Origin of the sequence: Pseudomonas bananamidigenes (genome assembly GCF_001679645.1) — a bacterium.
Lineage (GTDB): Bacteria > Pseudomonadota > Gammaproteobacteria > Pseudomonadales > Pseudomonadaceae > Aquipseudomonas > Aquipseudomonas bananamidigenes.
Window position 1 is genome coordinate 1 of sequence record NZ_LRUN01000040.1, and the last position, 26108, is coordinate 26108.

Here is a 26108-nt window from a genome sequence, read left to right on the forward strand (position 1 = left end):
CGGAGCGAAGGAACCCCGAGCTTTAGCGAGCGGGCCGAACGTAGGAGCAAGCGTTTTTTTGCTTACTTTTTTTAGGCGTTTGTAAAAAAAGTGAGTCGCCGTCAGGGCGAAACCCTAGGTGGCCGTTACCTCAGCAATGGATATGCATACAGATCGAAAAATGTGCAGCGTTCAAGATCTACCCCCTCACCCCAGCCCTCTCCCCCAAGGGGGCGAGGGGGGAAAGGGAGCCGATCTTCATGAGTTTCAAAATTTCAGCTCGGCTCGGTCAACTCTGAAGAAACGCGGCCACCTTCTGTGCGGCGGCAGCCAAATGCTGCTCATGCGTAAACCCGGAAACCTTGAGCGGCTTCAAATCATGATCCCCCGCCGCCAACCAAAACACTCCAATAGTCGGCGATAAGGAATACCCTTCGACAGCGCCCCGGTTGCCAAGAGCATCGCGCTCGCCTTGAACAATCAACGTCCGAGTCCGCAAAGAAGCCAGATGTTCGACCCGCGGTTTCTCCGGTTTCCCAACCGCATAAAACGGATACCCCAGGCAAACCAACGCATCAGCGCCAAGCTCATCGGCAAGAAGACTGGCCATCCGCCCCCCCATCGACTTCCCGCCAACCGCCAAAACCCCAGCGACATGAAGTCGCACCAGGCCATACACCTCACGCCAACATTCGAGCAACTTCGGCGCCGGATTCGGCGGGCGTTTGCTGCCGTCAATCCGCCGCTGCGCCATATAAGGAAACTCAAACCGCAACACGTTGATACCCAGCCCGGCAAGGCGCCCGGCCATATCCGTCATCCACTCGCTGTCCATCGGCGCCCCGGCACCATGAGCAAGGATGAGGGTCGCCGAAGCCTCGCCAACAGCGGCATCCCAAAGCCACCCGTGATCCCGCACGCACTGCGCCCATTGATCCCCGTCAATACTGGCCTTGTGCTGTTTGTCCATGCTTGCCTCGCTTTTAGTCTGCCTATAACTCCAGGCGAAGGGTTCGCGGCGTTTTCTGCGCGCACTCACTTCGGCTGAACCGTGGATGGGGAACCATGAACACTTCTATCAGTACCGCCTACAACTACAAGGTGGTCCGCCAATTCGCCATTATGACGGTGGTGTGGGGCATCGTCGGCATGGGGCTCGGGGTTTTTCTCGCGGCTCAATTGGTCTGGCCCGAACTCAACTTCAACCTGCCGTGGACCAGCTTCGGACGCCTGCGCCCGCTGCACACCAACGCGGTGATCTTCGCGTTCGGTGGCTGTGCCTTGTTCGCCAGTTCGTTCTACTCGGTGCAGCGCACCTGCCAGACGCAACTGTTCGCGCCGCAAATCGCCGCCTTCTGCTTCTGGGGCTGGCAACTGGTGATCCTGCTGGCGGCCATCAGCCTGCCGCTGGGTTACACCAGTTCCAAGGAATACGCCGAGCTGGAATGGCCGATCGACATTCTGATCACCATCGTCTGGGTCGCCTACGCCATCGTGTTCTTCGGCACGATCATGCAGCGCAAGACCAAACACATTTATGTGGGCAACTGGTTCTTCGGCGCATTCATCATCACCGTGGCGATCCTGCACATCGTCAACAACCTTGAGCTGCCGGTGAGCTTCACCAAGTCCTACTCGGTGTACGCCGGTGCAACCGACGCGATGGTGCAATGGTGGTACGGTCACAACGCCGTAGGCTTTTTCCTCACCGCCGGTTTTCTCGGGATGATGTACTACTTCGTACCGAAGCAGGCCGAACGTCCGGTGTATTCGTATCGCCTGTCGATCGTGCACTTCTGGGCGCTGATCACCCTGTACATCTGGGCCGGCCCGCACCACTTGCACTACACCGCGCTGCCGGACTGGGCGCAGTCGCTGGGCATGGTGATGTCGCTGATCCTGCTGGCACCGAGCTGGGGCGGCATGATCAACGGCATGATGACCCTTTCGGGCGCCTGGCATAAGTTGCGCAGTGACCCGATCCTGCGTTTCCTCGTGGTTTCGCTGGCGTTCTACGGCATGTCGACCTTCGAAGGTCCGATGATGGCGATCAAGACCGTCAACGCCCTCTCCCACTACACCGACTGGACCATCGGCCACGTACACGCCGGCGCGCTCGGCTGGGTGGCGATGATTTCCATCGGCGCGCTGTACCACATGATCCCGAAAGTCTTCGGCAAAGAGCAGATGCACAGCATCGGCCTGATCAACGCGCACTTCTGGCTCGCGACCATCGGCACCGTTTTGTACATCGCGTCGATGTGGGTCAACGGCATCGCCCAGGGCCTGATGTGGCGTGCGGTGAACGAAGACGGCACGCTGACCTACTCCTTCGTCGAAACCCTGGTGGCCAGCCACCCTGGCTTCGTCGTGCGGTTGATCGGCGGGGCGATCTTCCTCAGCGGCATGTTGCTGATGGCTTACAACACCTGGCGCACCGTGCGGGCCTCGCAGCCTGCTGACGTCGTTGCCGCCGCGCAGATGGCCTGAGGAGTCCGCCATGAAACACGAAACGATTGAAAAGAACGTCGGCCTGCTGATGCTGCTGATGGTGTTCGCCGTGAGCATCGGCGGCCTGACCCAGATCGTCCCGCTGTTCTTTCAGGACGTGACCAACAAACCGGTGGAAGGCATGAAGCCCTACACCGCGCTGCAACTGGAAGGCCGCGACATCTACATCCGCGAAGGCTGCGTCGGCTGCCACTCGCAGATGATTCGTCCGTTCCGCGCCGAAACCGAACGCTACGGCCACTACTCGGTGGCCGGCGAGAGCGTGTGGGATCACCCGTTCCTGTGGGGTTCGAAACGCACCGGTCCGGACCTGGCCCGTGTGGGCGGTCGTTACTCGGATGACTGGCACCGTGCGCACTTGTACAACCCGCGCAACGTCGTGCCGGAATCGAAGATGCCGGCCTACCCGTGGCTGGTCACCCAACCGCTCGACAGCAGCCATACCGAAACCAAGCTCAAGGTCATGCGCACCCTCGGCGTGCCTTACACCGACGACGACATCAGCGGTGCGGTGGCCAGCCTCAAGGGCAAGAGCGAAATGGACGCCCTCGTCTCCTACCTGCAAGTGCTCGGCACTGCAATCAAGAGCAAGAGGTGAGACATGGCCATTGAAATGAGCGCGGGGCTGATTCGCGGCCTCGGCACGGTCGTGGTGTTCGTGGCCTTCGTCGGCCTGACCCTGTGGGTGTTCAACCGCAAGCGCACGCCGGAATTTGCCGAAGCGCGCCTGCTGCCGTTCGCCGACGAGCCGCAACCCGACCCAACCCCTGCAACTGAAACAAGGAGTACCCGGTCATGACCACCTTCTGGAGTACGTGGATCTGCGTACTGACCATCGGCAGCCTGATCGGCCTGACCTGGCTGCTGGTCGGCACCCGTCGGGGCGAAACCAAGGGCAGCGTCGACCAGACCATGGGCCACAGCTTCGACGGCATCGAGGAGTACGACAACCCGCTGCCGCAGTGGTGGTTCATGCTGTTCGCCGGCACGCTGGTGTTTTCCGTGGGCTATCTGATCCTCTATCCGGGCCTCGGTAACTGGAAGGGCATCCTGCCCGGCTACGAGGACGGCTGGACGGGCGTCCACGAGTGGGAAAAGGAAATGAGCAAGGCCGACGCCAAATTCGGGCCGATCTTCGCAAAATTCGCCGCCATGCCGGTGGAAGAAGTGGCGAAGGATCCGCAGGCGCTGAAAATGGGTGGCCGTCTGTTCGCCTCCAACTGCTCGGTGTGTCACGGCTCGGACGCCAAGGGCGCCTTCGGCTTCCCTAACCTCGCCGACCAGGACTGGCGCTGGGGCGGCAGCGCCGAGACGATCAAGACCACCATCATGGGTGGCCGGGTTGCGGCAATGCCGGCCTGGGGCGAGTCGCTCGGTGAGGCGGGCGTGAAAAACGTCGCCGCCTATGTGCGTCACGAACTGGCCGGGCTGCCACTGCCGGCGGACAACAAGGCCGACCTGCAAGCCGGACAGCAAACATTCAGCACCATGTGCGTAGCCTGTCATGGGGCAACCGGCCAGGGCACTGAAGCCATGGGTGCGCCGAACCTGACGCACCCGACCGGATTTATCTATGGCACCAGCCTGACTCAACTCGAACAGACCATCCGCCATGGTCGTCAGGGCCACATGCCGGCTCAGAGCGAGCTGCTGGGCAACGATAAAGTGCAATTGCTGGCCGCTTATGTGTACAGCCTTAGCCATGGATTGAATACAGAAAAACTGATTACTGAAGAGAATAAACAGTAATCATTGAGCACAACACTGCCGCACGTTTCCAGTGCGGCAGTTTCCAGCCTCTTTGCGACGCATTGTCGCACCCCCTCTTCCCCTCTCCTTTCGGTTCCCCGGATTCGGGTCTACGCTTGCTCGATGCGGACTGGCCCGTGCCGGTTCCATGTTGCCCCTGAACGAGGCGTTGAACGAATCGGCTGACTGACATGGCCGCAAAGGCCGGTAGATACCGGCTGTCGCGCCGATGACCGTCCGTCACCCGAACCTGGCGTTCGAACAGACCCCGTTTCGGTCGACCGGGACCCCTCGCTTTTTTTGTCCGCCGGGAGATTTTTTCCGAGGGAAATTTTGTCCTTACGCGGCGCATGGAAAGGCCGCAGAATCAGCGTTGGAAAGCATTGACCCAGGTCATGGCGCGTTGCATTGACCCCCTGCTTTCTACATACTTGCGACCGATTTTAATCCTAATAAAACACCCAAACCGTGGAACCTTAGAATGAGCACAGCAATCAGTCCGACTGCTTATAACTATAAGGTAGTCCGCCAGTTCGCCATCATGACGGTGGTCTGGGGGATCCTTGGCATGGGGCTCGGTGTCTTCATCGCCTCGCAACTGGTCTGGCCGGAGTTGAATTTCGGTCTGCCGTGGACGAGCTTTGGACGCCTGCGCCCGTTGCACACAAACCTGGTGATTTTCGCCTTCGGTGGTTGTGCACTGTTCGCCACTTCCTACTATGTCGTGCAGCGAACCTGCCAGACGCGACTGATTTCCGACAGCCTCGCGGCCTTCACCTTCTGGGGCTGGCAAGCCGTGATCGTCGGCGCGCTGATTACCTTGCCGCTGGGTTACACCACCACCAAGGAATACGCGGAACTGGAATGGCCCCTCGCCATTCTGCTGGCCATTGTCTGGGTCACCTACGGTCTGGTGTTCTTCGGCACCATCACCAAGCGCAAGACCAAACACATCTATGTGGGTAACTGGTTCTACGGCGCGTTCATCGTCGTGACGGCGATGCTGCACATCGTCAACCACGCGTCCCTGCCGGTGAGTTTCTTCAAGTCCTACTCCGCCTACTCGGGCGCGACCGACGCGATGATCCAGTGGTGGTACGGCCACAACGCTGTGGGCTTCTTCCTGACCACCGGCTTCCTGGGGATGATGTACTACTTCGTGCCGAAACAGGCCGAACGTCCGATCTACTCCTATCGTCTGTCGATCGTGCACTTCTGGGCACTGATCACCCTGTACATCTGGGCCGGTCCGCACCACCTGCACTACACCGCGCTGCCGGATTGGGCACAATCGCTGGGCATGGCCATGTCGATCATCCTGCTGGCGCCAAGCTGGGGCGGCATGATCAACGGCATGATGACCCTGTCGGGTGCCTGGCATAAGCTGCGCACCGACCCGATCCTGCGTTTCCTCGTGGTCTCGCTGGCGTTCTACGGCATGTCGACCTTCGAAGGTCCGATGATGGCGATCAAGACCGTCAACTCGCTCTCGCACTACACCGACTGGACCATCGGCCACGTACACGCCGGTGCGCTCGGCTGGGTGGCGATGATCTCGATCGGCGCGATCTACCACATGATCCCGAAACTGTTCGGCCGCGCGCAGATGCACAGCGTCGGTCTGATCAACGCGCACTTCTGGCTCGCGACCATCGGCACCGTGCTGTACATCGCTTCGATGTGGGTCAACGGCATCACTCAAGGCCTGATGTGGCGTGCAATCAACGACGACGGCACCCTCACCTACTCGTTCGTCGAAGCGCTGCAGGCCAGCCACCCTGGCTACATCGTCCGTGCCCTGGGCGGTGCGTTCTTCGCCAGTGGCATGCTGTTGATGGCCTACAACGTGTGGCGCACCGTTCGCGCCTCGGACCCGGCTGAAGCTGAAGCCGCCGCCAAGATCGCCGTAGTTGGAGCTCACTGATGAAGCATGAAGCTGTCGAGAAGAACATCGGCCTGCTGGCCTTCTTCATGGTCATCGCCGTCAGCGTCGGTGGCCTGACCCAAATCGTTCCGCTGTTTTTCCAGGACGTCACCAACAAGCCGGTCGAAGGCATGAAGCCGCGCACCGCCCTTGAACTGGAAGGCCGCGACGTTTACATCGCCAACGGCTGTGTCGGCTGCCACTCGCAGATGATCCGCCCGTTCCGTGCCGAGACCGAACGCTACGGCCACTACTCGGTCGCCGGTGAAAGCGTGTGGGATCACCCGTTCCTGTGGGGTTCCAAGCGTACCGGCCCGGACCTGGCCCGTGTCGGCGGTCGTTACTCCGATGACTGGCAGCGTGCGCACTTGTACAACCCGCGCAACGTCGTGCCTGAATCGAAAATGCCGGCTTACCCGTTCCTCGTGGAAAACAAGCTCGACGGCAAAGACACGGCCAGAAAAATGGAAGTGTTGCGCACGCTCGGCGTCCCTTACACCGACGAAGACATTGCCGGTGCAAAAGATGCTGTGAAGGGTAAAACCGAAATGGACGCGCTGGTGGCCTATCTGCAAGGCCTGGGCACCATCATCAAAAGCAAACGGTGATTCTGATGGATATCGGGATGATTCGAGGCCTGGGCACCGTTGTCGTGATGGTTGCCTTCATCGGCCTGGCGTTGTGGGTGTTCAGCCCCAAGCGCAAGTCGGAGTTTGAAGACGCGACCTTGCTGCCCTTCGCGGATGATCCCGAAGCCATCAAGCACGTCGAGCAAGCTTCTAGGAGTAACAAAGAATGACTACATTCTGGAGTCTGTACGTCACAGTCCTCAGTCTCGGTACGATCTTTTCCCTGACCTGGCTGTTGCTGTCGACCCGCAAGGGTCAGCGCGCCGAGCAGACCGACGAGACGGTCGGCCACTCCTTCGACGGGATCGAGGAGTACGACAACCCGCTGCCGAAATGGTGGTTCATGCTGTTCGTGGGCACCATCGTCTTCGCCCTGGGTTACCTGGTGCTGTACCCGGGCCTGGGCAGCTGGAAAGGTCTGCTGCCGGGCTACAACTACCTCGATAACGAAAAGCAGACCCCGTTCGCCAACGGCCAGACCGGCTGGACCGGCGTTCACGAGTGGGAAAAGGAAATGGCTCGCTCGGACGCCAAGTTCGGTCCGATCTTCGCCAAGTTCGCGGCGATGCCAATCGAGGAAGTCGCGAAAGATCCGCAAGCCCTGAAGATGGGCGGTCGTCTGTTCGCGTCCAACTGCTCGGTCTGCCACGGTTCCGACGCCAAGGGTGCCTACGGCTTCCCTAACCTGACCGACGCCGACTGGCGCTGGGGCGGCGAACCGGAAACCATCAAGACCACCATCATGGGCGGTCGTCACGCGGTGATGCCGGCCTGGGCCGAAGTGATCGGCGAGCAAGGCGTGGCGGACGTGGCGGCATTCGTGCTGACCAATCTGGATGGCCGCAAGCTGCCGGAAGGCACCAAGGCCGATCCGGCCAACGGCCAGAAACTGTTCGCTGCCAACTGCGTGGCCTGCCACGGTCCGGAAGGTAAAGGCACGCCGGCTATGGGCGCCCCGAACCTGACCCACCCGGCGGCGTTCATCTACGGCTCGAGCTTCGCGCAGCTGCAGCAGACCATCCGTTACGGCCGTCAGGGCCAGATGCCTGCCCAGGAACAACTGCAAGGCAACGACAAGGTTCACCTGCTGGCGGCTTATGTTTACAGCCTGTCTCACGGTGAAAAAGCTCCGGAAGCCGAGGCGCAGTAAGGCCAACGCTTGAAGCAAAAAAATGGCCCCGCCAGTGAGAACTGGCGGGGCCTTTTTGTTTCTGCCCTTTGAATGGCCGACCAGCGGTCAGGCTCGTCAGGCCTTCCCGGTTGTGAGACGCCAGAAGCGGTAGTAACGTTGCTACATATCTTCTTCAGGAGAGGTCGCAATGATGGCCATCACCACCATTTCCAGCCGTGAATTCAATCAGGACACAAGCAGTGCCAAAAAAGCCACCCGCAATGGGCCGGTGATCATCACTGATCGTGGCAAGCCCGCCCACGTACTGCTAAGCATTGAGGAGTACGAAAAACTCACCGGCCTCAACGCGAGCATTGTCGATCTGCTGGTCATGCCTGAAGCAGCAGACATCGAGTTCGAAACCGAGCGTGCCGTAATCACTCACCGCCCCGTGGATCTGTCCTGAATGTATTTGCTCGACACCAATGTGATTTCCGAACTGCGCAAACCCCAGGCCGACAGGAACGTTGTCGCCTGGGCCAAAACGGTCATTGCCCCTCGCATGTTCATCTCGGCCATTACCTTGAAGGAACTGGAGACCGGCGTCCTTCGCATGGAGCGCCGAGACCCGGCTCAAGGCAAGGTTCTGCGCACCTGGCTCAAGCGCCACGTGATGCCGGCCTTCGACGCGAGAATCCTGCCGGTCGATGCGGCAGTCGCACTGCGATGTGCGCGCCTTCATGTGCCAGACCAGGCCAATGAAAGTGATGCGTTGATTGCTGCAACGGCGTTGGTGCATGGCCTGACAGTGGTCACCCGAAATGTCGCCGACTTTGAATCCAGTGGCGTTGCATTGATCAATCCGTGGGACAGCAGAAATGGCGATACCTTTTGATTTCGTCTCAACGTCGGCCAGGAATGCGGGACCAGCGAACGACGCTGCTCGCAAACCCGTCCATACTTAGCAAGTCAATTGATCTGCATCATGCTTTGTTGCATTCGCTACACCATTCAGGATATTTCCCCAACGCGACCAAAGGTCGCACCCGTTCGTCGGCATCACAGGCGTATCATTGCGCCACCGCAACACCCTTTCTGACCCCGGCCGGCACGTATCGGCCGAGGCATTTTTCCACTGCCGTGGGATGCAACGATGAGTAATCAGATTCCGGTACACGACGTCACGCCCCCCAACAAGAACGCGAACAACAGCGTCGATCTCTACGCCTCTCGAGAAAAAATCTACACCCGTGCCTTCACCGGCCTGTTCCGCAATCTGCGGATGATGGGCGGTACCGTGCTGTTCCTGCTGTACTTCGGAACGGTCTGGCTGAACTGGGGCGGCCATCAGGCCGTGTGGTGGAACCTGCCGGAACGCAAGTTCTTCATCTTCGGCGCCACCTTCTGGCCACAGGATTTCATTCTGCTCTCAGGCCTGCTGATCATTGCCGCGTTCGGCCTGTTCTTCATCACGGTGTATGCCGGCCGGGTCTGGTGCGGGTACACCTGCCCGCAAAGCGTATGGACGTGGATTTTCATGTGGTGCGAAAAGGTCACCGAAGGCGACCGCAACCAGCGCATCAAGCTCGACAAGGCGCCGATGAGCGCCAACAAGTTCCTGCGCAAATTCGCCAAGCACGCCCTGTGGCTGCTGATCGGTTTCGTCACCGGCATGACCTTCGTCGGCTACTTCTCGCCGATCCGTGAACTGGTCATCGACTTCTTCACGGGGCAGGCCGATGGCTGGTCGTATTTCTGGGTCGGCTTCTTCACCCTCGCCACCTACGGCAACGCCGGCTGGCTGCGTGAGCAGGTGTGCATCTACATGTGCCCGTATGCGCGCTTCCAGAGCGTGATGTTCGACAAGGACACGCTGATCGTTTCCTATGATCCGCGTCGCGGCGAAAGCCGTGGCCCGCGCAAGAAAGGCATCGATTACAAGGCTCAGGGCCTGGGCGATTGCATCGACTGCACCATGTGCGTCCAGGTCTGCCCGACCGGCATCGACATCCGCGACGGCCTGCAGATCGAATGCATCGGCTGCGCCGCGTGCATCGACGCCTGCGACAGCATCATGGACAAGATGGATTACCCGCGCGGCCTGATCAGCTACACCACCGAACACAACCTGTCCGGGCAGAAAACCCATAAACTGCGTCCGCGCCTGATCGGCTATGCCGTGGTGCTGCTGGCGATGATCAGCCTGCTGGTCACCGCCTTCTTCATGCGTTCGCTGGTGGGCTTCGACGTCAGCAAGGACCGCGTGCTGTACCGCGAAAACGCCGAAGGCCGGATCGAAAACGTCTACAGCCTGAAGATCATGAACAAGGATCAGCGCGACCATACCTACGTGCTGGAAGCCGCCGGTTTGCCGGATCTGCGCCTGCAAGGCAGACGCGAGATCAAGGTGCCGGCCGGGGAAATCTTCAGCATGCCGGTCGAACTGTCGAGCGCCCCCGAACAACTGCCGTCGAGCACCAACGAGGTGAAATTCATCCTCAAGGATGCCGATGACGACAGCGTCCACGTCGAAGCCAAGAGCCGGTTCATCGGCCCACAGAATCGTTGAGAGAACAGAACATGCCCGACGCAAACGCCGCAAGCCCTTGGTACAAGCATATCTGGCCATGGATCATCATCGGGATCCTGGCCTGCTCGGTGACCTTGACCCTGTCCATGGTGACCATCGCAGTGAATCACCCGGACAACCTGGTCAACGACAACTACTATGAGGCCGGCAAGGGCATCAATCGTTCGCTGGACCGTGAACTGCTGGCACAGACCCTGAAAATGCGCGCCAACGTACACCTGGACGACGTCACTGGCGAAGTCGACTTGCGCCTGAGCGGCGACAGCCAGCCCAAGACCCTGGAACTGAACCTGATTTCCCCGACTCAGCCGGACAAGGATCGCAAGATCGTCCTGACCCGCAGCGAAACCGAGCAGGGTCGATACATTGGCCAGGTGAACGACAAGGTCGAAGGTCGTCGTTTTGTTGAGTTGCTGGGTTCGCAGGGCGACCAGGTATGGCGCATGTTCGAGGAAGAAGTGGTCAGCCATGACAAGGATCTGCTGCTCGGTGACGAACCGCTGCAAGGCGCGGAAGACCTGAAAAAATAAAGATCTTCACTGTGGCGAGGGAGCTTGCTCCCGCTGGGGTGCAAAGCGCCCCCGACTCAGCACTCGAGTACATTCAGCCAACGTGAGCCTGCTGCTTTGCGACTGCTGCGCAGCCGAGCGGGAGCAAGCTCCCTCGCCACAATAGATTCTGCATGGCATCAGACATGACCACCCCCATCCCCTGCTACCACTGCGCCCTGCCCGTTCCGACGGGCAGCCGCTTCACTGCTGTCGTACTCGGGGAATCCCGCGAGTTCTGCTGCCCGGGCTGTCAGGCCGTGGCCGAAGCCATCGTTTCCGGCGGGCTCGAAAGCTATTACCAACACCGCAGCGAAGCCTCGGCCAACCCCGAGGCGCTGCCCGTGCAACTGGTGGATGAACTGGCGCTGTATGACCGCGCCGATGTGCAGCAACCTTTCGTCCGCCACGAAGGCGAACTGGCCGAAACCACGCTGTTGATGGAAGGCATCAGTTGCGCCGCGTGTGGCTGGCTGATCGAGAAACACCTGCGCACCTTGCCCGCCGTGGCCGAGGCGCGATTGAATCTGTCCAACCATCGCCTGCACGTGCGCTGGGCCGATGCGCAACTGCCACTGAGCCAGATCCTCGGCGAACTGCGCCACATCGGCTACGCCGCACACCCGTATCAGGCGGACCGCGCCAGCGAACAACTGGCCAGCGAAAACCGTCTCGCCCTGCGCCAACTCGGCGTCGCCGGACTGCTGTGGTTCCAGGCGATGATGGCAACCATGGCGACCTGGCCGGAATTCAACATCGACCTCAGCCCCGAACTGCACACCATCCTGCGCTGGGTCGCGCTGTTCCTCACCACGCCGATTGTGTTCTACAGCTGCGCGCCGTTTTTCAAGGGTGCCATGCGTGACTTGCGCACCCGCCACTTGACCATGGACGTTTCCGTGTCGCTGGCCATCGGCGCGGCTTACGTCGCCGGCATCTGGACCTCGATCACCGGGAACGGCGAGCTGTATTTCGACGCCGTCGGGATGTTCGCGCTATTTCTGCTCGCCGGACGCTACCTCGAACGCCGCGCCCGGGAACGCACCGCCGCTGCGACTGCGCAACTCGTGAACCTGTTGCCCGCCTCTTGCTTGCGCCTGGACGCCGCCGGCCAGAGTGAACGGATCCTGCTCAGCGAACTGCGCCTCGGTGACCGGGTGCTGGTGCAGCCCGGCTCGGTGCTGCCGGCGGACGGCAGAATCCTCGACGGCCGGTCGAGCATCGATGAATCCCTGCTGACCGGCGAATACCTGCCGCAGATACGTACGCCCGGCGACGCGGTCACCGCCGGCACGCTGAATGTGGAAGGCGCGCTGACCGTCGAAGTGCAGGCGCTGGGCCAGGACACGCGGCTGTCGGCCATCGTCCGTTTGCTGGATCGCGCTCAGGCAGAGAAACCACGTCTGGCGGAAATCGCCGACCGCGCCGCGCAATGGTTCCTGCTGCTGTCGTTGATTGCTGCCGCCGCGATCGGTCTGTTGTGGTGGGAACTGGATCCGTCGCGGGCCTTCTGGATCGTTCTGGCCATGCTGGTGGCGACCTGCCCTTGCGCATTGTCGCTTGCCACACCGACCGCACTCACTGCCGCCACGGGCACGCTGCACAAGCTGGGTCTGCTGCTGACACGCGGCCATGTGCTGGAAGGTCTGAATCAGATCGACACAGTGATTTTCGACAAGACCGGCACCCTCACCGAAGGGCGTCTGGTGCTGCGCTCGATTCGCCCCCTCGGTGACCTCGACAGCGACCGGTGCCTGAGCCTCGCCGCGGCGCTGGAAAACCGTTCGGAACATCCGATCGCCCGGGCCTTTGGCCGGGCGCCGCTGGCCGCCGAAGAGGTTCACAGCACACCGGGGCTGGGGCTTGAAGGCTTGGTCGGCGAACAGCGTCTGCGCATCGGGCAGGCGGATTTCGTCTGCGATCTCAGTGGCACGCCTGTGCCGAAAATGCCCGACGAACCGGGCCAATGGTTGCTGCTGGGCGACACCCAAGGCGCGCTGGCATGGTTCGTCCTGGATGATCGCCTGCGTGCCGATGCCCCGGCCCTGCTCGCCGTGTGCAAGGCGCGCGGCTGGCATACGCTGCTGCTGTCGGGCGACAGTTCGCCGATGGTCGCCAGTGTCGCCGCCGAACTGGGCATCGACGAAGCCCGGGGTGGTTTGCGCCCGGACGACAAACTGCAAGTGCTGCAACAACTGCACAAGGGCGGCCGCAAGGTATTGATGCTCGGCGACGGGGTCAACGACGTGCCGGTATTGGCCGCTGCGGACATCAGCGTGGCCATGGGTTCGGCCACCGACCTGGCGAAAACCAGTGCCGACGCGGTGCTGTTGTCCAACCGCCTCGACGCCCTGGTGCAAGCCTTCACGCTGGCCCGCCGCACCCGTCGGGTCATCATCGAAAACCTGTTGTGGGCCGCGCTGTACAATGGCCTCATGTTGCCGTTCGCCGCCCTCGGCTGGATCACTCCGGTATGGGCCGCCGTCGGCATGTCGATCAGTTCGCTGACCGTGGTGCTCAACGCCCTGCGCCTGACTCGCCTGCCGAGCGCGCCGACCGTCAACGCCTCGTCAGAAACCCGCCCGCTGCCGGCCTGAGCCGCGCGGGCATGGAGTATAGATGCCAGCTCTCTACGTGATGATTCCGGCCGCATTGCTGATCGTGGCCATCGCCGTCTACATCTTCTTCTGGGCGGTGGACAGCGGCCAGTACGACGACCTCGACGGCCCGGCCCACAGCATTCTGTTCGACGACCAGGATCCGAAACACACCGCCGCCGTGGATGAAGCCAACCCGGCCAGACCGGACGACAAGGCGCCGCCCCATGCTTGAACTGGCGCCACTGCTGGTCTCTGCACTGATTCTCGGCCTGCTCGGTGGCGGTCATTGCCTGGGCATGTGCGGCGGCCTGATGGGCGCACTGACCCTGGCGATTCCCAAGGAGCAACGCAGCCGACGCTTTCGCTTGCTCCTGGCCTACAACCTTGGGCGGATTCTCAGTTATGCCACGGCCGGATTGCTGATCGGACTCGCGGGCTGGGCCGTGGCCAACAGCCCGGCAGCGCTGTTCATGCGGGTGCTCGCCGGGTTGCTGTTGATCGCCATGGGCTTGTACCTCGCTGGCTGGTGGAGCGGCCTGACCCGCATCGAAAGCCTGGGTCGCGGCCTGTGGCGCTACATTCAACCTGTCGCCAATCGCCTGTTGCCAGTGTCGAGCCTGCCCCGGGCCTTGCTGCTCGGTGCGCTGTGGGGCTGGCTGCCGTGCGGGCTGGTTTACAGCACGCTGCTGTGGTCGGCCAGTCAGGGCAATGCACTGGACAGCGCATTGCTGATGCTCGCCTTCGGGCTCGGCACCTGGCCGGTGCTGCTCGCGACAGGCCTGGCTGCCGAGCGGGTCACGGCGTTGTTGCGCAAACGCAGCGTACGCATGGCCGGTGGATTGCTGGTCATCCTGTTCGGTCTCTGGACCCTGCCAGGGCCGCATCAGCACTGGCTGATGGGCCACTGATTCCGGCTTGATGCAAATCAAGATGCCTCGTCGCGCCCTCCCCTAGACTCGCTCACACTGCCAGCCTATCCGGGGGAATGCCCGCATGCTCGACGCCATTCGTTGGGACACCGATTTGATCCGCCGCTACGACCTGGCGGGGCCGCGCTACACCTCGTACCCGACGGCCGTGCAATTCAACAGTCAGGTCGGCACCTTCGACCTGTTCCACGCCCTGCGCGACAGCCGCAAGGCCCTGCGCCCATTGTCGTTGTACGTGCATGTGCCGTTCTGCGCGAACATCTGCTACTACTGCGCCTGCAACAAAGTCATCACCAAGGATCGCGGTCGGGCCCTGCCCTATCTGCAACGGCTGGAGCAGGAAATCCAGCTGATCGCCTGCCACCTCGACCCGGCGCAGAAAGTCGAGCAGCTGCACTTCGGCGGCGGCACGCCGACCTTTCTCAGCCACGACGAGTTGCGGCAACTGATGGCGCACCTGCGCAAGCATTTCAATCTGTTGGATGATGACTCCGGCGACTACGGTATAGAGATCGACCCACGCGAAGCCGACTGGTCGACCATGGGCCTGCTGCGGGAACTGGGTTTCAACCGGGTCAGCATCGGCCTGCAGGACCTCGACCCGGCGGTGCAGCGGGCGGTCAATCGCCTGCAGAGCCTGGACGAAACCCGTGCGGTGATCGACGCGGCGCGCACCTTGCAGTTTCGCTCGATCAACATCGATCTGATCTACGGTCTGCCCAAGCAGACCCCGGACAACTTCGCCCGCACGGTTGAAGAAGTCATCAGCCTGCAACCGGACCGGCTCTCGGTGTTCAACTACGCGCATCTGCCGGAACGCTTCATGCCGCAGCGGCGGATCAACGGCAACGAACTGCCGGGCCCGTCACAGAAACTGGAAATGCTGCAACGCACGATCGAGCAACTGACTGCCGCCGGCTACCGCTACATCGGCATGGATCACTTCGCCCTGCCCGACGATGAATTGGCGATTGCCCAGGAAGAAGCGACCCTGCAACGCAACTTCCAGGGCTACACCACCCACGGGCATTGCGACCTGATCGGCCTCGGCGTGTCGGCCATCAGCCAGATCGGCGATCTGTACTGCCAGAACAGCAGCGACCTCAATCAATACCAGAACACCCTCGCCGGCGCGCAACTGGCCACCAGCCGTGGCCTGGTGTGCAACGCCGATGATCGCCTGCGACGCGCAGTGATTCAGCAATTGATCTGCAATTTCAGCCTGGATTTCGCCGAGATCGAGCGCACGTTCAACATCGATTTCCAGGGTTACTTCGGCGCGCTCTGGCCGCAGCTGCAAGGCATGGCAAAGGACGGGCTGATCGAGCTGGATCGCGAACGGATCAGCGTGCTGCCGGCCGGTCGCCTGTTGGTGCGTTCGGTGTGCATGGTGTTCGATGCGTATCTGGAACAGCAGAACCGTCAGCGTTTTTCCCGGGTGATCTGAACCGTCGTCAATTGCGCGCACACCATGAAGTCGTTTCCTTGCGGGTCAACCCTTGCAACAGGTCTGCGCTTTGCTCTGCGGCTTTTTGCCCGTGGGGCAATCTCGCCACAGGCTGGCCTGAATGTCCCCCCCTGGGTTACCCTTACGCCTTATGTGTGTTTTCCCACAAGGATTTAAGAAATGTCCGAGCCAGTCAAACTGCGCGCTCACAACCAGGCTAATTGCAAGGATTGCAGCCTGGCCCCTCTCTGCCTGCCACTTTCGCTGAATCTGGAAGACATGGATGCGCTGGACGAAATCGTCAAACGTGGCCGCCCGCTGAAGAAGGGTGAGTTCCTGTTCCGCCAGGGCGACACCTTCGATTCCGTTTATGCAGTACGCTCCGGCGCCCTGAAGACCTTCAGCCTGAGCGATACCGGCGAAGAACAACTGACCGGCTTCCACCTGCCGAGCGAACTGGTCGGGCTGTCCGGCATGGACACCGAGAAACACCCGGTTTCCGCCCAGGCCCTGGAAACCACTTCGGTCTGCGAAATTCCGTTCGAACGCCTCGACGAACTGGCCCTGCAATTGCCGCAGTTGCGCCGTCAGTTGATGCGCGTGATGAGCCGCGAAATCCGCGACGACCAGCAAATGATGCTGCTGTTGTCGAAAAAGACCGCCGACGAGCGCATTGCCACCTTTCTGGTCAACCTGTCGGCCCGTTTCCGCGCTCGCGGATTTTCGGCCAACCAGTTCCGCCTGAGCATGTCGCGCAATGAAATCGGCAATTATCTGGGACTGGCGGTGGAAACCGTGTCCCGGGTCTTCACCCGCTTCCAGCAGAACGAATTGATCGCCGCTGAGGGCAAGGAAATCCATATCCTCGACCCGATCCAGCTCTGCGCCCTGGCCGGCGGCTCGCTCGAAGTCTGATCTCGACCCGCGGCCGAGCGTATCGTTTCAGCCGCGGGTATACTGCGCCGTTTGCAGCCCTGCCAGGACACCTCGACGATGGTCTTCGACTCCTTCGACATCAAATCCCTGATCCGCCCTGTGATCGACTTCCCGAAACCGGGCGTGATCTTTCGCGACATCACCCCGCTGTTCCAGTCGCCCAAGGCCATGCGCCTGGTGATGGACAGCTTCGCCCACCGTTACGTGGAAGCCGACTTCACCCACATCGGCGCGATGGATGCGCGCGGTTTCCTGATCGGTTCGGTGCTGGCCTATCAGCTGAACAAGCCGCTGGTACTGTTCCGCAAGCAAGGCAAACTGCCGGCGGACGTGCTGGCTGAAGGTTATGCGACCGAGTACGGCGAAGCGTTCCTCGAAGCCCACGCCGACAGCCTGTGCGAAGGTGATTCGGTGGTGATGTTCGATGACCTGATCGCCACCGGCGGCACGCTGATCGCAGCGGCCAACCTGATCCGCCGCATGGGCGCCCGCGTTCATGAAGCGGCGGCGATCATCGATCTGCCGGAGCTGGGTGGTTCGCAGCGTCTGGAAGACATGGGAATCCCTACGTTCTGCCTGACGCAGTTTGCGTTGACCGATAAGTAAATAGCGCCTGTTCCACCGCCTTCGCGAGCAAGCTCGCTCCCACAGTTGGAATGCGTCCCTCTGTGGGAGCGAGCTTGCTCGCGAAGGGGCCGGCAGCCTCACTGCAAAACCTAAAGCCCCATCTGTTTGCTGATGATTTCGTTCATCACTTCCCGCGTCCCGCCGCCAATCGACAAGATGCGGTTATCCCGATACAGCCGCTCCACCCGGCTTTCGCGCATGTAGCCCAGCCCCCCGAGAATCTGCACCGCCTCATGGGTGATGCGATCCGAGGTGTCCGTGGCGAAGTTCTTGGCCATGGAGATCTCCTTGATCACGCTCTGCCCCGCCGCCATCTTCGCCGCCTGCCGATAGGTGAACTCCCGCGAGACTTCCAGCGCGGTGGCCATTTCCGCAAGACGATGCTTGATCACCTGAAACTTGCCGATGGGTTTGCCGAACGCTTCACGCTCCCGCGCCCATTTCAGGCTCTCTTCCAGCGCCAGCTGGGCGGTCATGTTGGCCATCAGCGCCAACGCCAGGCGTTCGCTCTGGAAGTTGCCCATGATGCAGGCAAAGCCCATGTTCTCGGCACCGATGAGATTTCCCACAGGCACCCGGCAATCGTCGAAGAACAATTCAGCCGTGTCTGACGCCCACCAGCCCATTTTCTTCAACTGCCGGCCGACGGTGAAACCGGGCGTACCCTTCTCGATCAACAGCAGGCTGATACCGCCAAATCCCGGCTCGCCGGTACGCACCGCGACGGTGCAGTAGTCGGCACGTAAGCCACTGGTGATAAAGGTTTTGCTGCCGCTGACCCGGTAGTGATCGCCATCGCGTACGGCGCGGGTCTGCAGGTTGGCGACATCGGAGCCGCCGCCCGGCTCGGTCACGGCCAGCGCGCTGATTTTCTCGCCACCGAGTACCAGAGGTACGACGCGATCACGCACTTCCGGCCGGGCCCATTTGACGATGGGCGGCAAGCCGATATCCAGCGAACCGAGCCCGGCCACCAGTCCGCCGGAGCCGCAACGCATGAGTTCTTCGCTGGCGGCGATCTTGGCGAACAGATCGCCTTCGTGGCTGCCACCCAGCGCTTCCGGGTAACCAATGCCGAGGATGCCGGCCGCACCGGCCTTGAGGTACAGCTCACGGGGAAAGCTTTCAGCTTCTTCCCACGCATCGATGTCCGGCAGGATTTCACGCTCGACGAAACGTCTGACGCTGTCGCGAACCAATTGATGACTGGGGTCGAAGTATTCCTGGAAGGCGGGCATCGGCGAACTCCATGGAAGGGTTCGCCGAACTTAACCGAGCGCTTGCTTGGTTTTCAACCAGATTGTGAGGTTCAGAGAGAAATCGGCTTGCGCCCGGCAAACGAGTGGGCCAGCGTGCCGCCGTCCACCAGCTCCAGCTCGCCGCCCAACGGCACGCCGTGTGCGATACGCGAGGCGATCAAACCTTTGTTATTGAGCAACTGTGCGATGTAATGCGCCGTCGCTTCCCCTTCCACGGTCGGGTTGGTAGCGAGGATGACTTCGGTGAAGGTGCCCGCCTCTTCGATCCGTGCCATCAATTGCGGAATGCCGATGGCCTCCGGCCCGAGCCCGTCCAGCGGTGACAGATGGCCCTTGAGTACGAAGTAACGACCGCGAAACCCGGTCTGCTCGACCGCATAGACATCCATCGGCCCTTCCACCACGCACAGTAGCGTGTCGTCACGGCGCGGGTCGGCACATTGCGGACACAGATCGTCCTCGGTCAGCGTGCGGCACTGACGGCAGTGTCCGACCCCTTCCATGGCCTGTCCCAATGCCTGGGCCAGACGCGTGCCGCCACTGCGGTCACGTTCGAGCAACTGCAACGCCATGCGCTGGGCGGTTTTCTGACCCACACCCGGCAAAACTCGCAGGGCGTCGATCAGTTGGCGAATCAAAGGGCTGAAGCTCATGGGGAAAAGTCCGACAAAACAACGAGACGCGGTTTATACCCGCGCCTCCGGACAGCGTCAATGTCCGGTCTGTGGCACCCGCCACATCACAGGATCCGGGCCCGCTGGCGCTACGGTAAGGACTTGATTGCGAAACCAAAAATGCCAGGCGCGATGCCTGGCATTTTTTACTCGTGCGCCGTGGGTAGACGAATCAGAACGGCAGTTTCATACCGGCCGGCAGGTTCATGCCGGCGGTCATGCTGCCCATTTTCGCCTGGCTGTTGGCTTCGATCTGACGCACGGCGGCGTTGACGGCGGCAGCCACCAGATCCTCGACCACTTCACGGTCGTCTTCGTCCAGGCCCGGCAGTACGCTCGGGTCGATGCTGACTTTTTTCACGTCATGACGGCCGGTCATCACCACGGTGACCAGATCGCCGCCGGCCTTGCCGGTGACTTCTGCGTTGGCCAGCTCTTCCTGCATCTTGGCCATTTTTTCCTGCATCTGCTGCGCCTGCTTCATCAGGCCGGCCATGCCACCTTTCATCATGGTAATCACCTCAAAAGTACTTGGATCAATACAGCGCCCGGCGACTTGCCCCGAGCGCCTTCAGTTATTAGCCCTGACTGGCCAGGGCGTCGACAGGTTCAATAGTATCGTGTCGCACGACCGCGCCGAACTCCTTCACCATCTGCTGGATGAACGGATCGCCGTGGATCGACTCCTCCGCCTCGCGCTGACGGTTGGCACGGCGCCGGGAAGCGGCCTGGGCCGGGGTTTCCTGCTCGGGCTTGATCAGCTCCATGCTCAGGTTCAGCGTGCGGCCGTGATACTGGTTCAAGGCATCGTTCAGACGACGTTGCTGAGTGGCGTTGAACAAGGCGCTGTGGGCCGGGTCCAGGTGCATCAGCCAGTTGTCACCATCGACCGCGATCAGCGTGCAGTTGGCGGCGATGCTGCCGGTCATGCCGGAAATCGGCAGTTTCGGGAACAGTTCCAGCCATTGCAGGGCCAGACCGGTGGCCGGCGCAGCGGCGGGTTCCGGCTCGGGCTCCGGCGCCGGATCGACGGCGTGTTCGCTGGCCAGATCATCGAGGTAGCTGTAGGCGGAATCGAGGTCCGGCTCGATGTAATCCTCATCGAGCGGCGGTTCGTCATCCATGTCCATGCCTGGCGTGGCGGCATCGACATCGGCCACCGACGGCTCGGGAATCGGCGCTGCGACCCACTCCGGGGCGTCAGGCACGACACTGTCCGGGGTCGGCAGCGGCATCGGCGGTAGATCCGGTTGCTCGGCGGTGGTCTCCAGAACAGGCTCGACGGCTGGCTGCTGCACGGTCGCCGGCACTACCGGGTCGTTCCACGGCAGGTCGACGACTGCTTCTTCGACCGCCACCGGTTCGGGCTCTGGTTCCGGCTCCGGTTCATGAACGGCTTCAGGCACGATCACCGGGACAACCGGCGCAGGCTCGGGAGCAGGTGCTGGCGCAACCACAGGAGCCGGCGCAACAGCCGCAGCCACTACCGGCGCAGGCTTCGGCGCGGCAGCCACTGCATTTGCGGAATCAACTGTGGCCTGGCTGATCCCCACTGGCTTTAGCGATTGCCTCGGGGCATCCGCCGTGTCCGCCGGCCGGAAGGCCAGCATCCGCAGCAGCACCATTTCGAAACCGCCTCGCGGATCCGGCGCCAGCGGCAGGTCGCGGCGGCCGATCAGGCCCATCTGGTAGTAGAACTGCACGTCTTCGGCCGGCAACGCCTGCGCCAGTGCGAGCACCCGGTCTCGGTCGCCGTGGCCGTTGTCGACACCTTCCGGCAGCGCCTGGGCGATGGCGACGCGGTGCAGCACATTGAGCATTTCCGAGAGTACGCCGTTCCAGTCCGGACCCTGTTCGGCCAGGTGACGCACGGCTTCGAGCAACGCCTTGGCGTCGCCTTCGATCAGCGCGTGCAACACGTCATAGACCTGGCCGTGATCCAGCGTCCCGAGCATCGCACGCACATCGGCAGCCAACACCTTGCCTTCCCCGAAGGCAATGGCCTGGTCGGTGAGGCTCATGGCGTCTCGCATCGAGCCGTCCGCCGCGCGACCAAGCAGCCACAGGGCGTCGTCTTCGAACGGCACGTTTTCGGCACCGAGGACGTGGGTCAGGTGCTCGACCACACGCTCGGGCGTCATGTTCTTCAGGGAGAACTGCAGGCATCGCGACAAAATCGTTGCCGGAAGTTTCTGCGGATCGGTGGTCGCCAGGATGAACTTGACGTAGGGCGGCGGCTCTTCAAGGGTTTTCAGCAGCGCATTGAAGGAATGGCTGGAAAGCATGTGCACTTCGTCGATCAGGTAGACCTTGAAGCGCCCGCGGCTCGGGGCGTACTGCACGTTGTCGAGCAGCTCGCGGGTGTCCTCGACCTTGGTCCGGCTCGCGGCGTCGATCTCGATCAGGTCGACGAAACGGCCTTCATCGATCTCGCGGCACACCGAACACTCGCCGCACGGGCTGGAAGTGATACCTGTCTCACAGTTCAGGCATTTGGCGATGATCCGCGCAATCGTCGTCTTGCCGACGCCCCGCGTACCGGTGAACAGGTAGGCGTGGTGCAGGCGCTGGCTGTCCAAGGCATTGATCAGAGCCTTGAGCACATGGGTCTGGCCGACCATTTCGCGGAACGAGCGCGGACGCCATTTACGTGCAAGAACCTGATAACTCATCGAAAACCGTCGCGGCAAAGGAAGCAGAAGCGGCTAATGCTAGCGGAGCAAGGGCAAAATTGCATCCGGTGCGCTGTTCTATTCTGGCCAAGCTGCATGGGCGAAGGCTTTTATCGGTTCGGCACCGTGCGCGACTACAGCTACCTCGCCCGACCAATTATGGCGTGAGGGTTCGGGAAACGCCCCTTGACCGGCGAACGGCCACGAATGATCAGTGCCCCGCCGTATCGCGAAACTTCTGATATTCGTGATATTCGACCCAGGCGACCACATCGTACGGCACGTAAAGCTTCAGCCGGGCGCGGGAGATGGCGATATAGACGGCGCAGATCCGCTGATCGAATTCGTAGGCATCCTTGAATTTCTCGTTGGTCAGCAGTCCCGGGGTCAACAGCACCTTGTCGAACTCCATGCCCCCCGCCTCTTCCGCGAGCATCAGCATGCAACCGTTGCCGGTGTTGTCGATCATTCGGTTCAAGCGTGTCAGGTCGGCAATCATGAAGCCGTTTTCCAGCCGCGCCTTGACCTGCAGAAACGACTCGTCGAACCGGTTGGCGTCGCACACGGCTTGCCAGTCGGGCAAGTCGCTGAAGTACGGATGCACGCCGTTTTCGCTGAATTCGGAGCGATAGAAGTCCGGCCTGAACAGCTCGATAGCCGTGGCCATGAAATGCTTCAGATCATCCTGGGAGGGCTTGTCCGGGAATCTGAACGTGCAGTTGGAATCGTGCAGGTGGATGGCCCAGATCATGGTGTCCCACGGCGATGCCGTCAGCACCACGCAGCCCTCAGGCGGTACAAAGCCCTCCGGATATTCCTTGATGACGACGTCGGCATCACTGCCACCTTCGAAAGGAATCTTGCCCTTCTGCGAATGCCGGGCGATCAATGGGTTGACCAGCCGTTCGACGTTGCGACCCGAGCGCACGGAATAGCTGATATCGCTCCGGCGAATCTCACGCTGCCGTTTGACCGGCACGCCGCTGGCCTGCTGATATTCGTCGCCGAGGGTGATCAGCACCTGGCGGCCGCGTTCGATGATCTGCAGCAGCGACCCGGGGATATCCTGACTCTCGTCGATCAGCACGTGCGTGTACCGCGCCGGCAACGCGCAGCCGGCAATGCAGGCCCGCTTGATCATCAATAGAGCTTCGAACCCGGTCTGGCTGCCCCACGCCGGATTGAGCTCAAGGTAGCCCCACACACGGCTCGAATACTCCAGCAACACCTGAGCGTCCACGCTGGAGAGCGACTGGTTGAAATGCGGCAGATGCTTCGCCGAAAACGTGTGATCGCGAAAGCGGCAATAACGCTCGATCACCTTGAGGCAGAGTTCAAGAGTCACCTGCCCGTCGTGGTGGCGAAAACCATAGATGTTCAGTTCCTGCGCCAGTGCCTGACGGCTCGGCATTCGAGTTTCCTCCGCCTGCGGCCTGCGACCGGGAAGCAACGACCGAGCGAACGCCAGGAACGTCTGGCCGGCCTTTTTCTCGCCTGCTCCGCCCATGCGCTGACGAAGGACTTCAAGTTTCGCCGGGGTGCGTGCCAGCAACAGGGTCTTTTCCGGCCGAAGATGCTCAAGCAGGGCCACCAGCAAATGGCTCTTGCCGACACCGGCATAACCTTGAACGTGCAGGTCTTCGTCCAGGTTGGCGCGGAAGGTCCTGACCAGTTTGTCCTGCGCCGGACTCAGCCAGCGCTCGCTGTGCCTGGGTGTCACTAACGGCTGACTGAACGGATCATGGCTGCGATGGTGGCGGATCTTGTATTCAAAATCCCATTGACCATCAGGCAACAAGTAATCGCGTGCAGACACGTCCTGGGCAAGTAGCAAACGCAGATTCAATGATCTGAGGACCTTCAGGCCGAAATACAGTTTGCGCGGATCGAACAATCGCTGCGCTTCCGGCAGCAGGCCGGCAGTCGTTGACTCACGAGCCTCGACGGCCCACGCCAGGAGCCTGGCCAGAACCTTCTCAGCCGCAATGGCACCGAAATCCTGCTCTTTCGTTTGCACCAGATTCTGGATGACCAGCACGGCCGCCAGTTCTGGATCGGTCAGGGCTTCGAGGGCTTTGTCGCCACTCGCCTGCAACAGGTTCGCGCAGGTTTCATCCGTAACGGGCAAGAACACGGGGCTGGATAAATCGGAATGTTCCGGGAGCATAAAACCTCACGACCTGGGCGCAGACCCGTCAAGGTCCATCCGGGCCAGACTCTGCATTCATTTCGGTTAAGGCGAGTATGCGGGATTACCGGGGACATGATGACCCCGTGTCGCCCCCTTCGCGAGCAGGCTTGCTCCCACAGGGCGTGTTGCATTGAACGCCAAATCGCAGACATAAAAAAACCGCAGTGGGCAAAACCCATGCAGTTCGCTGTTGATTCGTTCGATGTTCGTCAAGGTGGCAACCCTACCAGCCACACCCCGGCACACAATGTCACCGCTGCGGCTGCTCCCTTCCAGGCCTGACCGGGTTCACGGCTGATCGTTGCGGGGGGACCGATAGGGTCACCATAACGACACTCACCTGTCGGCGAGCCGCGCCATTGTACCTATCTGCGACGAAGTTACAACCGCTGGTTGCAGATTAAAAATATGAGGGGGCTCAAGTACTTGCTATTGCGCCTGCAGCACCTCGTCGGCGCGGCCGCCCGCCTGCTGGATCACCAGATGAATGAAGTGCAGCCTGGCGATCGCCGCCGGCGGCAGGACGAAGGGATAGAAATCCGGCTGGCCCATGCTGCGCGACAGCTCGTTGAGCATGCCGGCCAGTTCGATCCATGCGTTGACGAACGACAGGAATGCCGCTGCGCCGGGATGTTCGGGGTCATACAGCGTGCTCGACGGAAACGGCTGGTAATCGAGGTCCATCTCCCGGGTATTCATGCCGAAACCCAGGGCGGTGTCCACCGCATCCATCATGTGCAAGTAATGCGCCCAGGTTTCCGCCCAGTCTTCCCACGGGTGCATGCTGGCGTAGGCACTGACGAAGTGCTGCGACCAGTCCGCCGGCGCGCCCTGTTGATAATGCCGCTCCAGCGCTTCGGCATAACTGGCGCGCTCGTCGCCGAACAGGTTGCGGAACGCACCCAGCCACGGGCCGTTGGCGATCAACCGATCCCAATAGTAATGCCCGACCTCATGGCGAAAATGCCCGAGCAATGTGCGATAGGGTTCGCGCATCTGCGCCCGCACCTGCTCGCGATGGGCGTCGTCGGCTTCTGCGATGTCGAGGGTGATCAATCCATTGGAGTGGCCGGTCATCGGCGCGTTGCCCTGCAGATCGACGCCGATGAAGTCGAACGCCAGACCGGTGTCTTCGTCGACGGTTTTCGGGATGACCGGCAAGCCAAGGTTGATCAGTTGCGCCACCAGTCGCCGCTTGGCGATTTCCACCTTGCGCCAGCGTTCGGGGTTCTCAGGGACGGACAGGTCGGGAATGAAGCGATTCAAATTGCAGGCAACACACAGCGTGTCGTGATCGTTGGCGGGCAGCAGCCAGTTGCAGGACGCCGGGGTATCGAGGTTGGCGCAGCGCCGGAAAAGCCCGGCCCCGGGATCGACGTCCAGCGTCCAGGTGCCCTCGGACGGTCCCGGTTGCAGCGATGTCAGCCGACTGTGTTCCGGTTGATACCCCAACGCTGCGTTGCAGGCCAGGCACTGGCTGTTGCGAAAGAACAGCGACTGACCGCAACGGCACGGCCAGACCTTGCTGTTGCGCGAGGATTCAGCCATGAACGGCGCGACGAGGCGTGAACTCAACTGCTCGAAATAGCGGTACATGGCGATCTCTCCCTGGGGCCTGCCAAGACTAGATCATTCACGAGACAACATCGTTCCATGCGGCAATACCCGCTCCGGATAATGCCGCGTTGTGGCGAGGGAGCTTGCTCCCGCTGAGCTGCGAAGCAGCTTCAAA

Annotated in this window: 25 protein-coding genes and 1 other RNA gene; 18 read left to right on the forward strand and 8 right to left on the reverse strand. The window is 61.4% G+C overall.

Going from position 1 to position 26108, the window contains the following annotated elements; translation table 11 throughout:
• Positions 1–268 precede the first annotated feature (268 nt).
• Entirely contained in the window at positions 269–949 is a 681-nt protein-coding gene (locus BBF94_RS14600) for an alpha/beta family hydrolase (RefSeq protein WP_065259699.1), read from the reverse strand.
• 95 nt (positions 950–1044) lie between these two features.
• Between BBF94_RS14600 and ccoN (BBF94_RS14605) the strand changes: the two genes are divergently transcribed.
• From ccoN (BBF94_RS14605) to BBF94_RS14690, 18 genes are all read left to right on the forward strand, one after another.
• Positions 1045–2469, forward strand: coding sequence for a cytochrome-c oxidase, cbb3-type subunit I (gene ccoN, locus BBF94_RS14605; protein WP_065259700.1), 1425 nt, complete (start codon positions 1045–1047; stop codon positions 2467–2469).
• 10 nt (positions 2470–2479) lie between these two features.
• A complete protein-coding gene (gene ccoO / locus BBF94_RS14610; RefSeq protein WP_065259701.1) occupies positions 2480–3088 on the forward strand; it encodes a cytochrome-c oxidase, cbb3-type subunit II in 609 nt (202 codons plus the stop codon).
• A 3-nt stretch (positions 3089–3091) separates the two neighbouring features.
• Positions 3092–3289: a cbb3-type cytochrome oxidase subunit 3 gene (locus tag BBF94_RS14615; RefSeq protein WP_065259702.1), complete on the forward strand. Its 198-nt coding sequence runs from the start codon at positions 3092–3094 to the stop codon at positions 3287–3289.
• The gene (ccoP, locus tag BBF94_RS14620) at positions 3286–4239 is read left to right on the forward strand and encodes a cytochrome-c oxidase, cbb3-type subunit III (protein WP_065259703.1); all 954 of its coding nucleotides are present in this window, start codon (positions 3286–3288) and stop codon (positions 4237–4239) included. The genes BBF94_RS14615 and ccoP (BBF94_RS14620) overlap by 4 nt, the downstream gene beginning before the upstream one ends.
• 481 nt (positions 4240–4720) lie before the next feature.
• Positions 4721–6163, forward strand: coding sequence for a cytochrome-c oxidase, cbb3-type subunit I (ccoN, locus tag BBF94_RS14625; RefSeq protein WP_065259704.1), 1443 nt, complete (start codon positions 4721–4723; stop codon positions 6161–6163).
• Positions 6163–6771 (forward strand): cytochrome-c oxidase, cbb3-type subunit II, encoded by a 609-nt coding sequence (gene ccoO / locus BBF94_RS14630; protein WP_057396232.1) that lies wholly within the window; start codon positions 6163–6165, stop codon positions 6769–6771. Before ccoN (BBF94_RS14625) ends, ccoO (BBF94_RS14630) begins: the two co-directional genes overlap by 1 nt.
• Positions 6772–6776: 5 nt before the next feature.
• On the forward strand, positions 6777–6962 hold the full coding sequence (locus BBF94_RS14635; protein ID WP_003175465.1) for a CcoQ/FixQ family Cbb3-type cytochrome c oxidase assembly chaperone: 186 nt from the start codon (positions 6777–6779) through the stop codon (positions 6960–6962).
• Positions 6959–7942: a cytochrome-c oxidase, cbb3-type subunit III gene (gene ccoP, locus BBF94_RS14640; protein WP_065259705.1), complete on the forward strand. Its 984-nt coding sequence runs from the start codon at positions 6959–6961 to the stop codon at positions 7940–7942. Before BBF94_RS14635 ends, ccoP (BBF94_RS14640) begins: the two co-directional genes overlap by 4 nt.
• A 172-nt stretch (positions 7943–8114) precedes the next feature.
• On the forward strand, positions 8115–8369 hold the full coding sequence (locus BBF94_RS14645; RefSeq protein WP_065259746.1) for a type II toxin-antitoxin system Phd/YefM family antitoxin: 255 nt from the start codon (positions 8115–8117) through the stop codon (positions 8367–8369).
• A complete protein-coding gene (locus BBF94_RS14650; RefSeq protein ID WP_065259706.1) occupies positions 8370–8798 on the forward strand; it encodes a type II toxin-antitoxin system VapC family toxin in 429 nt (142 codons plus the stop codon). It abuts the gene before it with no gap.
• 258 nt (positions 8799–9056) lie between these two features.
• Positions 9057–10472, forward strand: coding sequence for a cytochrome c oxidase accessory protein CcoG (gene ccoG / locus BBF94_RS14655; protein WP_065259707.1), 1416 nt, complete (start codon positions 9057–9059; stop codon positions 10470–10472).
• A gap of 11 nt (positions 10473–10483) precedes the next feature.
• Complete coding sequence (locus BBF94_RS14660; protein ID WP_065259708.1) at positions 10484–11023, forward strand: FixH family protein; 540 nt, start codon at positions 10484–10486, stop codon at positions 11021–11023.
• A gap of 164 nt (positions 11024–11187) precedes the next feature.
• Positions 11188–13638 carry a heavy metal translocating P-type ATPase gene (locus tag BBF94_RS14665; RefSeq protein WP_065259709.1) on the forward strand — a complete coding sequence of 817 codons (2451 nt, stop codon included), beginning with the start codon at positions 11188–11190 and terminating at the stop codon, positions 13636–13638.
• Between the two features lie 22 nt (positions 13639–13660).
• Positions 13661–13873 carry a cbb3-type cytochrome oxidase assembly protein CcoS gene (gene ccoS, locus BBF94_RS14670; RefSeq protein WP_065259710.1) on the forward strand — a complete coding sequence of 71 codons (213 nt, stop codon included), beginning with the start codon at positions 13661–13663 and terminating at the stop codon, positions 13871–13873.
• Positions 13866–14549: a sulfite exporter TauE/SafE family protein gene (locus BBF94_RS14675; protein ID WP_065259711.1), complete on the forward strand. Its 684-nt coding sequence runs from the start codon at positions 13866–13868 to the stop codon at positions 14547–14549. Before ccoS ends, BBF94_RS14675 begins: the two co-directional genes overlap by 8 nt.
• Positions 14550–14634: 85 nt before the next feature.
• Positions 14635–16017: an oxygen-independent coproporphyrinogen III oxidase gene (hemN, locus tag BBF94_RS14680; RefSeq protein ID WP_065259712.1), complete on the forward strand. Its 1383-nt coding sequence runs from the start codon at positions 14635–14637 to the stop codon at positions 16015–16017.
• A 180-nt stretch (positions 16018–16197) separates the two neighbouring features.
• Complete coding sequence (fnr, locus tag BBF94_RS14685) at positions 16198–16932, forward strand: fumarate/nitrate reduction transcriptional regulator Fnr (protein WP_007951654.1); 735 nt, start codon at positions 16198–16200, stop codon at positions 16930–16932.
• Between the two features lie 78 nt (positions 16933–17010).
• Positions 17011–17559, forward strand: a complete 549-nt coding sequence (locus tag BBF94_RS14690; protein WP_065259713.1) for an adenine phosphoribosyltransferase — start codon at positions 17011–17013, stop codon at positions 17557–17559.
• Positions 17560–17669: 110 nt separating this feature from the next.
• Here BBF94_RS14690 and BBF94_RS14695 read toward each other — a convergent pair whose 3' ends face one another.
• The 7 genes from BBF94_RS14695 to BBF94_RS14725 form a co-directional block, all read right to left on the reverse strand.
• Positions 17670–18818, reverse strand: a complete 1149-nt coding sequence (locus BBF94_RS14695; protein WP_065259714.1) for an acyl-CoA dehydrogenase family protein — start codon at positions 18816–18818, stop codon at positions 17670–17672.
• A 71-nt stretch (positions 18819–18889) separates the two neighbouring features.
• Positions 18890–19492 (reverse strand): recombination mediator RecR, encoded by a 603-nt coding sequence (gene recR, locus BBF94_RS14700; protein ID WP_065259715.1) that lies wholly within the window; start codon positions 19490–19492, stop codon positions 18890–18892.
• A 193-nt stretch (positions 19493–19685) separates the two neighbouring features.
• On the reverse strand, positions 19686–20024 hold the full coding sequence (locus BBF94_RS14705; RefSeq protein ID WP_007951650.1) for a YbaB/EbfC family nucleoid-associated protein: 339 nt from the start codon (positions 20022–20024) through the stop codon (positions 19686–19688).
• A gap of 67 nt (positions 20025–20091) precedes the next feature.
• Positions 20092–22185, reverse strand: a complete 2094-nt coding sequence (gene dnaX / locus BBF94_RS14710; protein ID WP_065259716.1) for a DNA polymerase III subunit gamma/tau — start codon at positions 22183–22185, stop codon at positions 20092–20094.
• Between the two features lie 211 nt (positions 22186–22396).
• Positions 22397–24352, reverse strand: a complete 1956-nt coding sequence (locus BBF94_RS14715; protein WP_065259717.1) for a hypothetical protein — start codon at positions 24350–24352, stop codon at positions 22397–22399.
• Between the two features lie 245 nt (positions 24353–24597).
• Positions 24598–24694, reverse strand: an RNA gene (gene ffs, locus BBF94_RS14720) — signal recognition particle sRNA small type.
• A 111-nt stretch (positions 24695–24805) separates the two neighbouring features.
• A complete protein-coding gene (locus BBF94_RS14725; protein WP_065259718.1) occupies positions 24806–25972 on the reverse strand; it encodes a zinc-binding metallopeptidase family protein in 1167 nt (388 codons plus the stop codon).
• Positions 25973–26108: the final 136 nt, after the last annotated feature.

What these genes read in the sequence shown, in the direction of transcription:
- BBF94_RS14695 (WP_065259714.1), bottom strand. Translation starts at nt 18,818, where the DNA reads ATGCCCGCCTTCCAGGAATACTTCGACCCCAGTCATCAATTGGTTCGC.
- BBF94_RS14665 (WP_065259709.1), top strand. Translation starts at nt 11,188, where the DNA reads ATGACCACCCCCATCCCCTGCTACCACTGCGCCCTGCCCGTTCCGACG.
- ccoP (WP_065259705.1), top strand. Translation starts at nt 6,959, where the DNA reads ATGACTACATTCTGGAGTCTGTACGTCACAGTCCTCAGTCTCGGTACG.
- fnr (WP_007951654.1), top strand. Translation starts at nt 16,198, where the DNA reads ATGTCCGAGCCAGTCAAACTGCGCGCTCACAACCAGGCTAATTGCAAG.
- BBF94_RS14660 (WP_065259708.1), top strand. Translation starts at nt 10,484, where the DNA reads ATGCCCGACGCAAACGCCGCAAGCCCTTGGTACAAGCATATCTGGCCA.
- BBF94_RS14615 (WP_065259702.1), top strand. Translation starts at nt 3,092, where the DNA reads ATGGCCATTGAAATGAGCGCGGGGCTGATTCGCGGCCTCGGCACGGTC.
- BBF94_RS14650 (WP_065259706.1), top strand. Translation starts at nt 8,370, where the DNA reads ATGTATTTGCTCGACACCAATGTGATTTCCGAACTGCGCAAACCCCAG.
- BBF94_RS14635 (WP_003175465.1), top strand. Translation starts at nt 6,777, where the DNA reads ATGGATATCGGGATGATTCGAGGCCTGGGCACCGTTGTCGTGATGGTT.
- BBF94_RS14690 (WP_065259713.1), top strand. Translation starts at nt 17,011, where the DNA reads ATGGTCTTCGACTCCTTCGACATCAAATCCCTGATCCGCCCTGTGATC.
- ccoN (WP_065259700.1), top strand. Translation starts at nt 1,045, where the DNA reads ATGAACACTTCTATCAGTACCGCCTACAACTACAAGGTGGTCCGCCAA.
- ccoO (WP_057396232.1), top strand. Translation starts at nt 6,163, where the DNA reads ATGAAGCATGAAGCTGTCGAGAAGAACATCGGCCTGCTGGCCTTCTTC.
- ccoN (WP_065259704.1), top strand. Translation starts at nt 4,721, where the DNA reads ATGAGCACAGCAATCAGTCCGACTGCTTATAACTATAAGGTAGTCCGC.
- BBF94_RS14645 (WP_065259746.1), top strand. Translation starts at nt 8,115, where the DNA reads ATGGCCATCACCACCATTTCCAGCCGTGAATTCAATCAGGACACAAGC.
- ccoP (WP_065259703.1), top strand. Translation starts at nt 3,286, where the DNA reads ATGACCACCTTCTGGAGTACGTGGATCTGCGTACTGACCATCGGCAGC.
- hemN (WP_065259712.1), top strand. Translation starts at nt 14,635, where the DNA reads ATGCTCGACGCCATTCGTTGGGACACCGATTTGATCCGCCGCTACGAC.
- ccoS (WP_065259710.1), top strand. Translation starts at nt 13,661, where the DNA reads ATGCCAGCTCTCTACGTGATGATTCCGGCCGCATTGCTGATCGTGGCC.
- BBF94_RS14725 (WP_065259718.1), bottom strand. Translation starts at nt 25,972, where the DNA reads ATGTACCGCTATTTCGAGCAGTTGAGTTCACGCCTCGTCGCGCCGTTC.
- dnaX (WP_065259716.1), bottom strand. Translation starts at nt 22,185, where the DNA reads ATGAGTTATCAGGTTCTTGCACGTAAATGGCGTCCGCGCTCGTTCCGC.
- BBF94_RS14600 (WP_065259699.1), bottom strand. Translation starts at nt 949, where the DNA reads ATGGACAAACAGCACAAGGCCAGTATTGACGGGGATCAATGGGCGCAG.
- BBF94_RS14675 (WP_065259711.1), top strand. Translation starts at nt 13,866, where the DNA reads ATGCTTGAACTGGCGCCACTGCTGGTCTCTGCACTGATTCTCGGCCTG.
- recR (WP_065259715.1), bottom strand. Translation starts at nt 19,492, where the DNA reads ATGAGCTTCAGCCCTTTGATTCGCCAACTGATCGACGCCCTGCGAGTT.
- BBF94_RS14705 (WP_007951650.1), bottom strand. Translation starts at nt 20,024, where the DNA reads ATGATGAAAGGTGGCATGGCCGGCCTGATGAAGCAGGCGCAGCAGATG.
- ccoG (WP_065259707.1), top strand. Translation starts at nt 9,057, where the DNA reads ATGAGTAATCAGATTCCGGTACACGACGTCACGCCCCCCAACAAGAAC.
- ccoO (WP_065259701.1), top strand. Translation starts at nt 2,480, where the DNA reads ATGAAACACGAAACGATTGAAAAGAACGTCGGCCTGCTGATGCTGCTG.
- BBF94_RS14715 (WP_065259717.1), bottom strand. Translation starts at nt 24,352, where the DNA reads ATGCTCCCGGAACATTCCGATTTATCCAGCCCCGTGTTCTTGCCCGTT.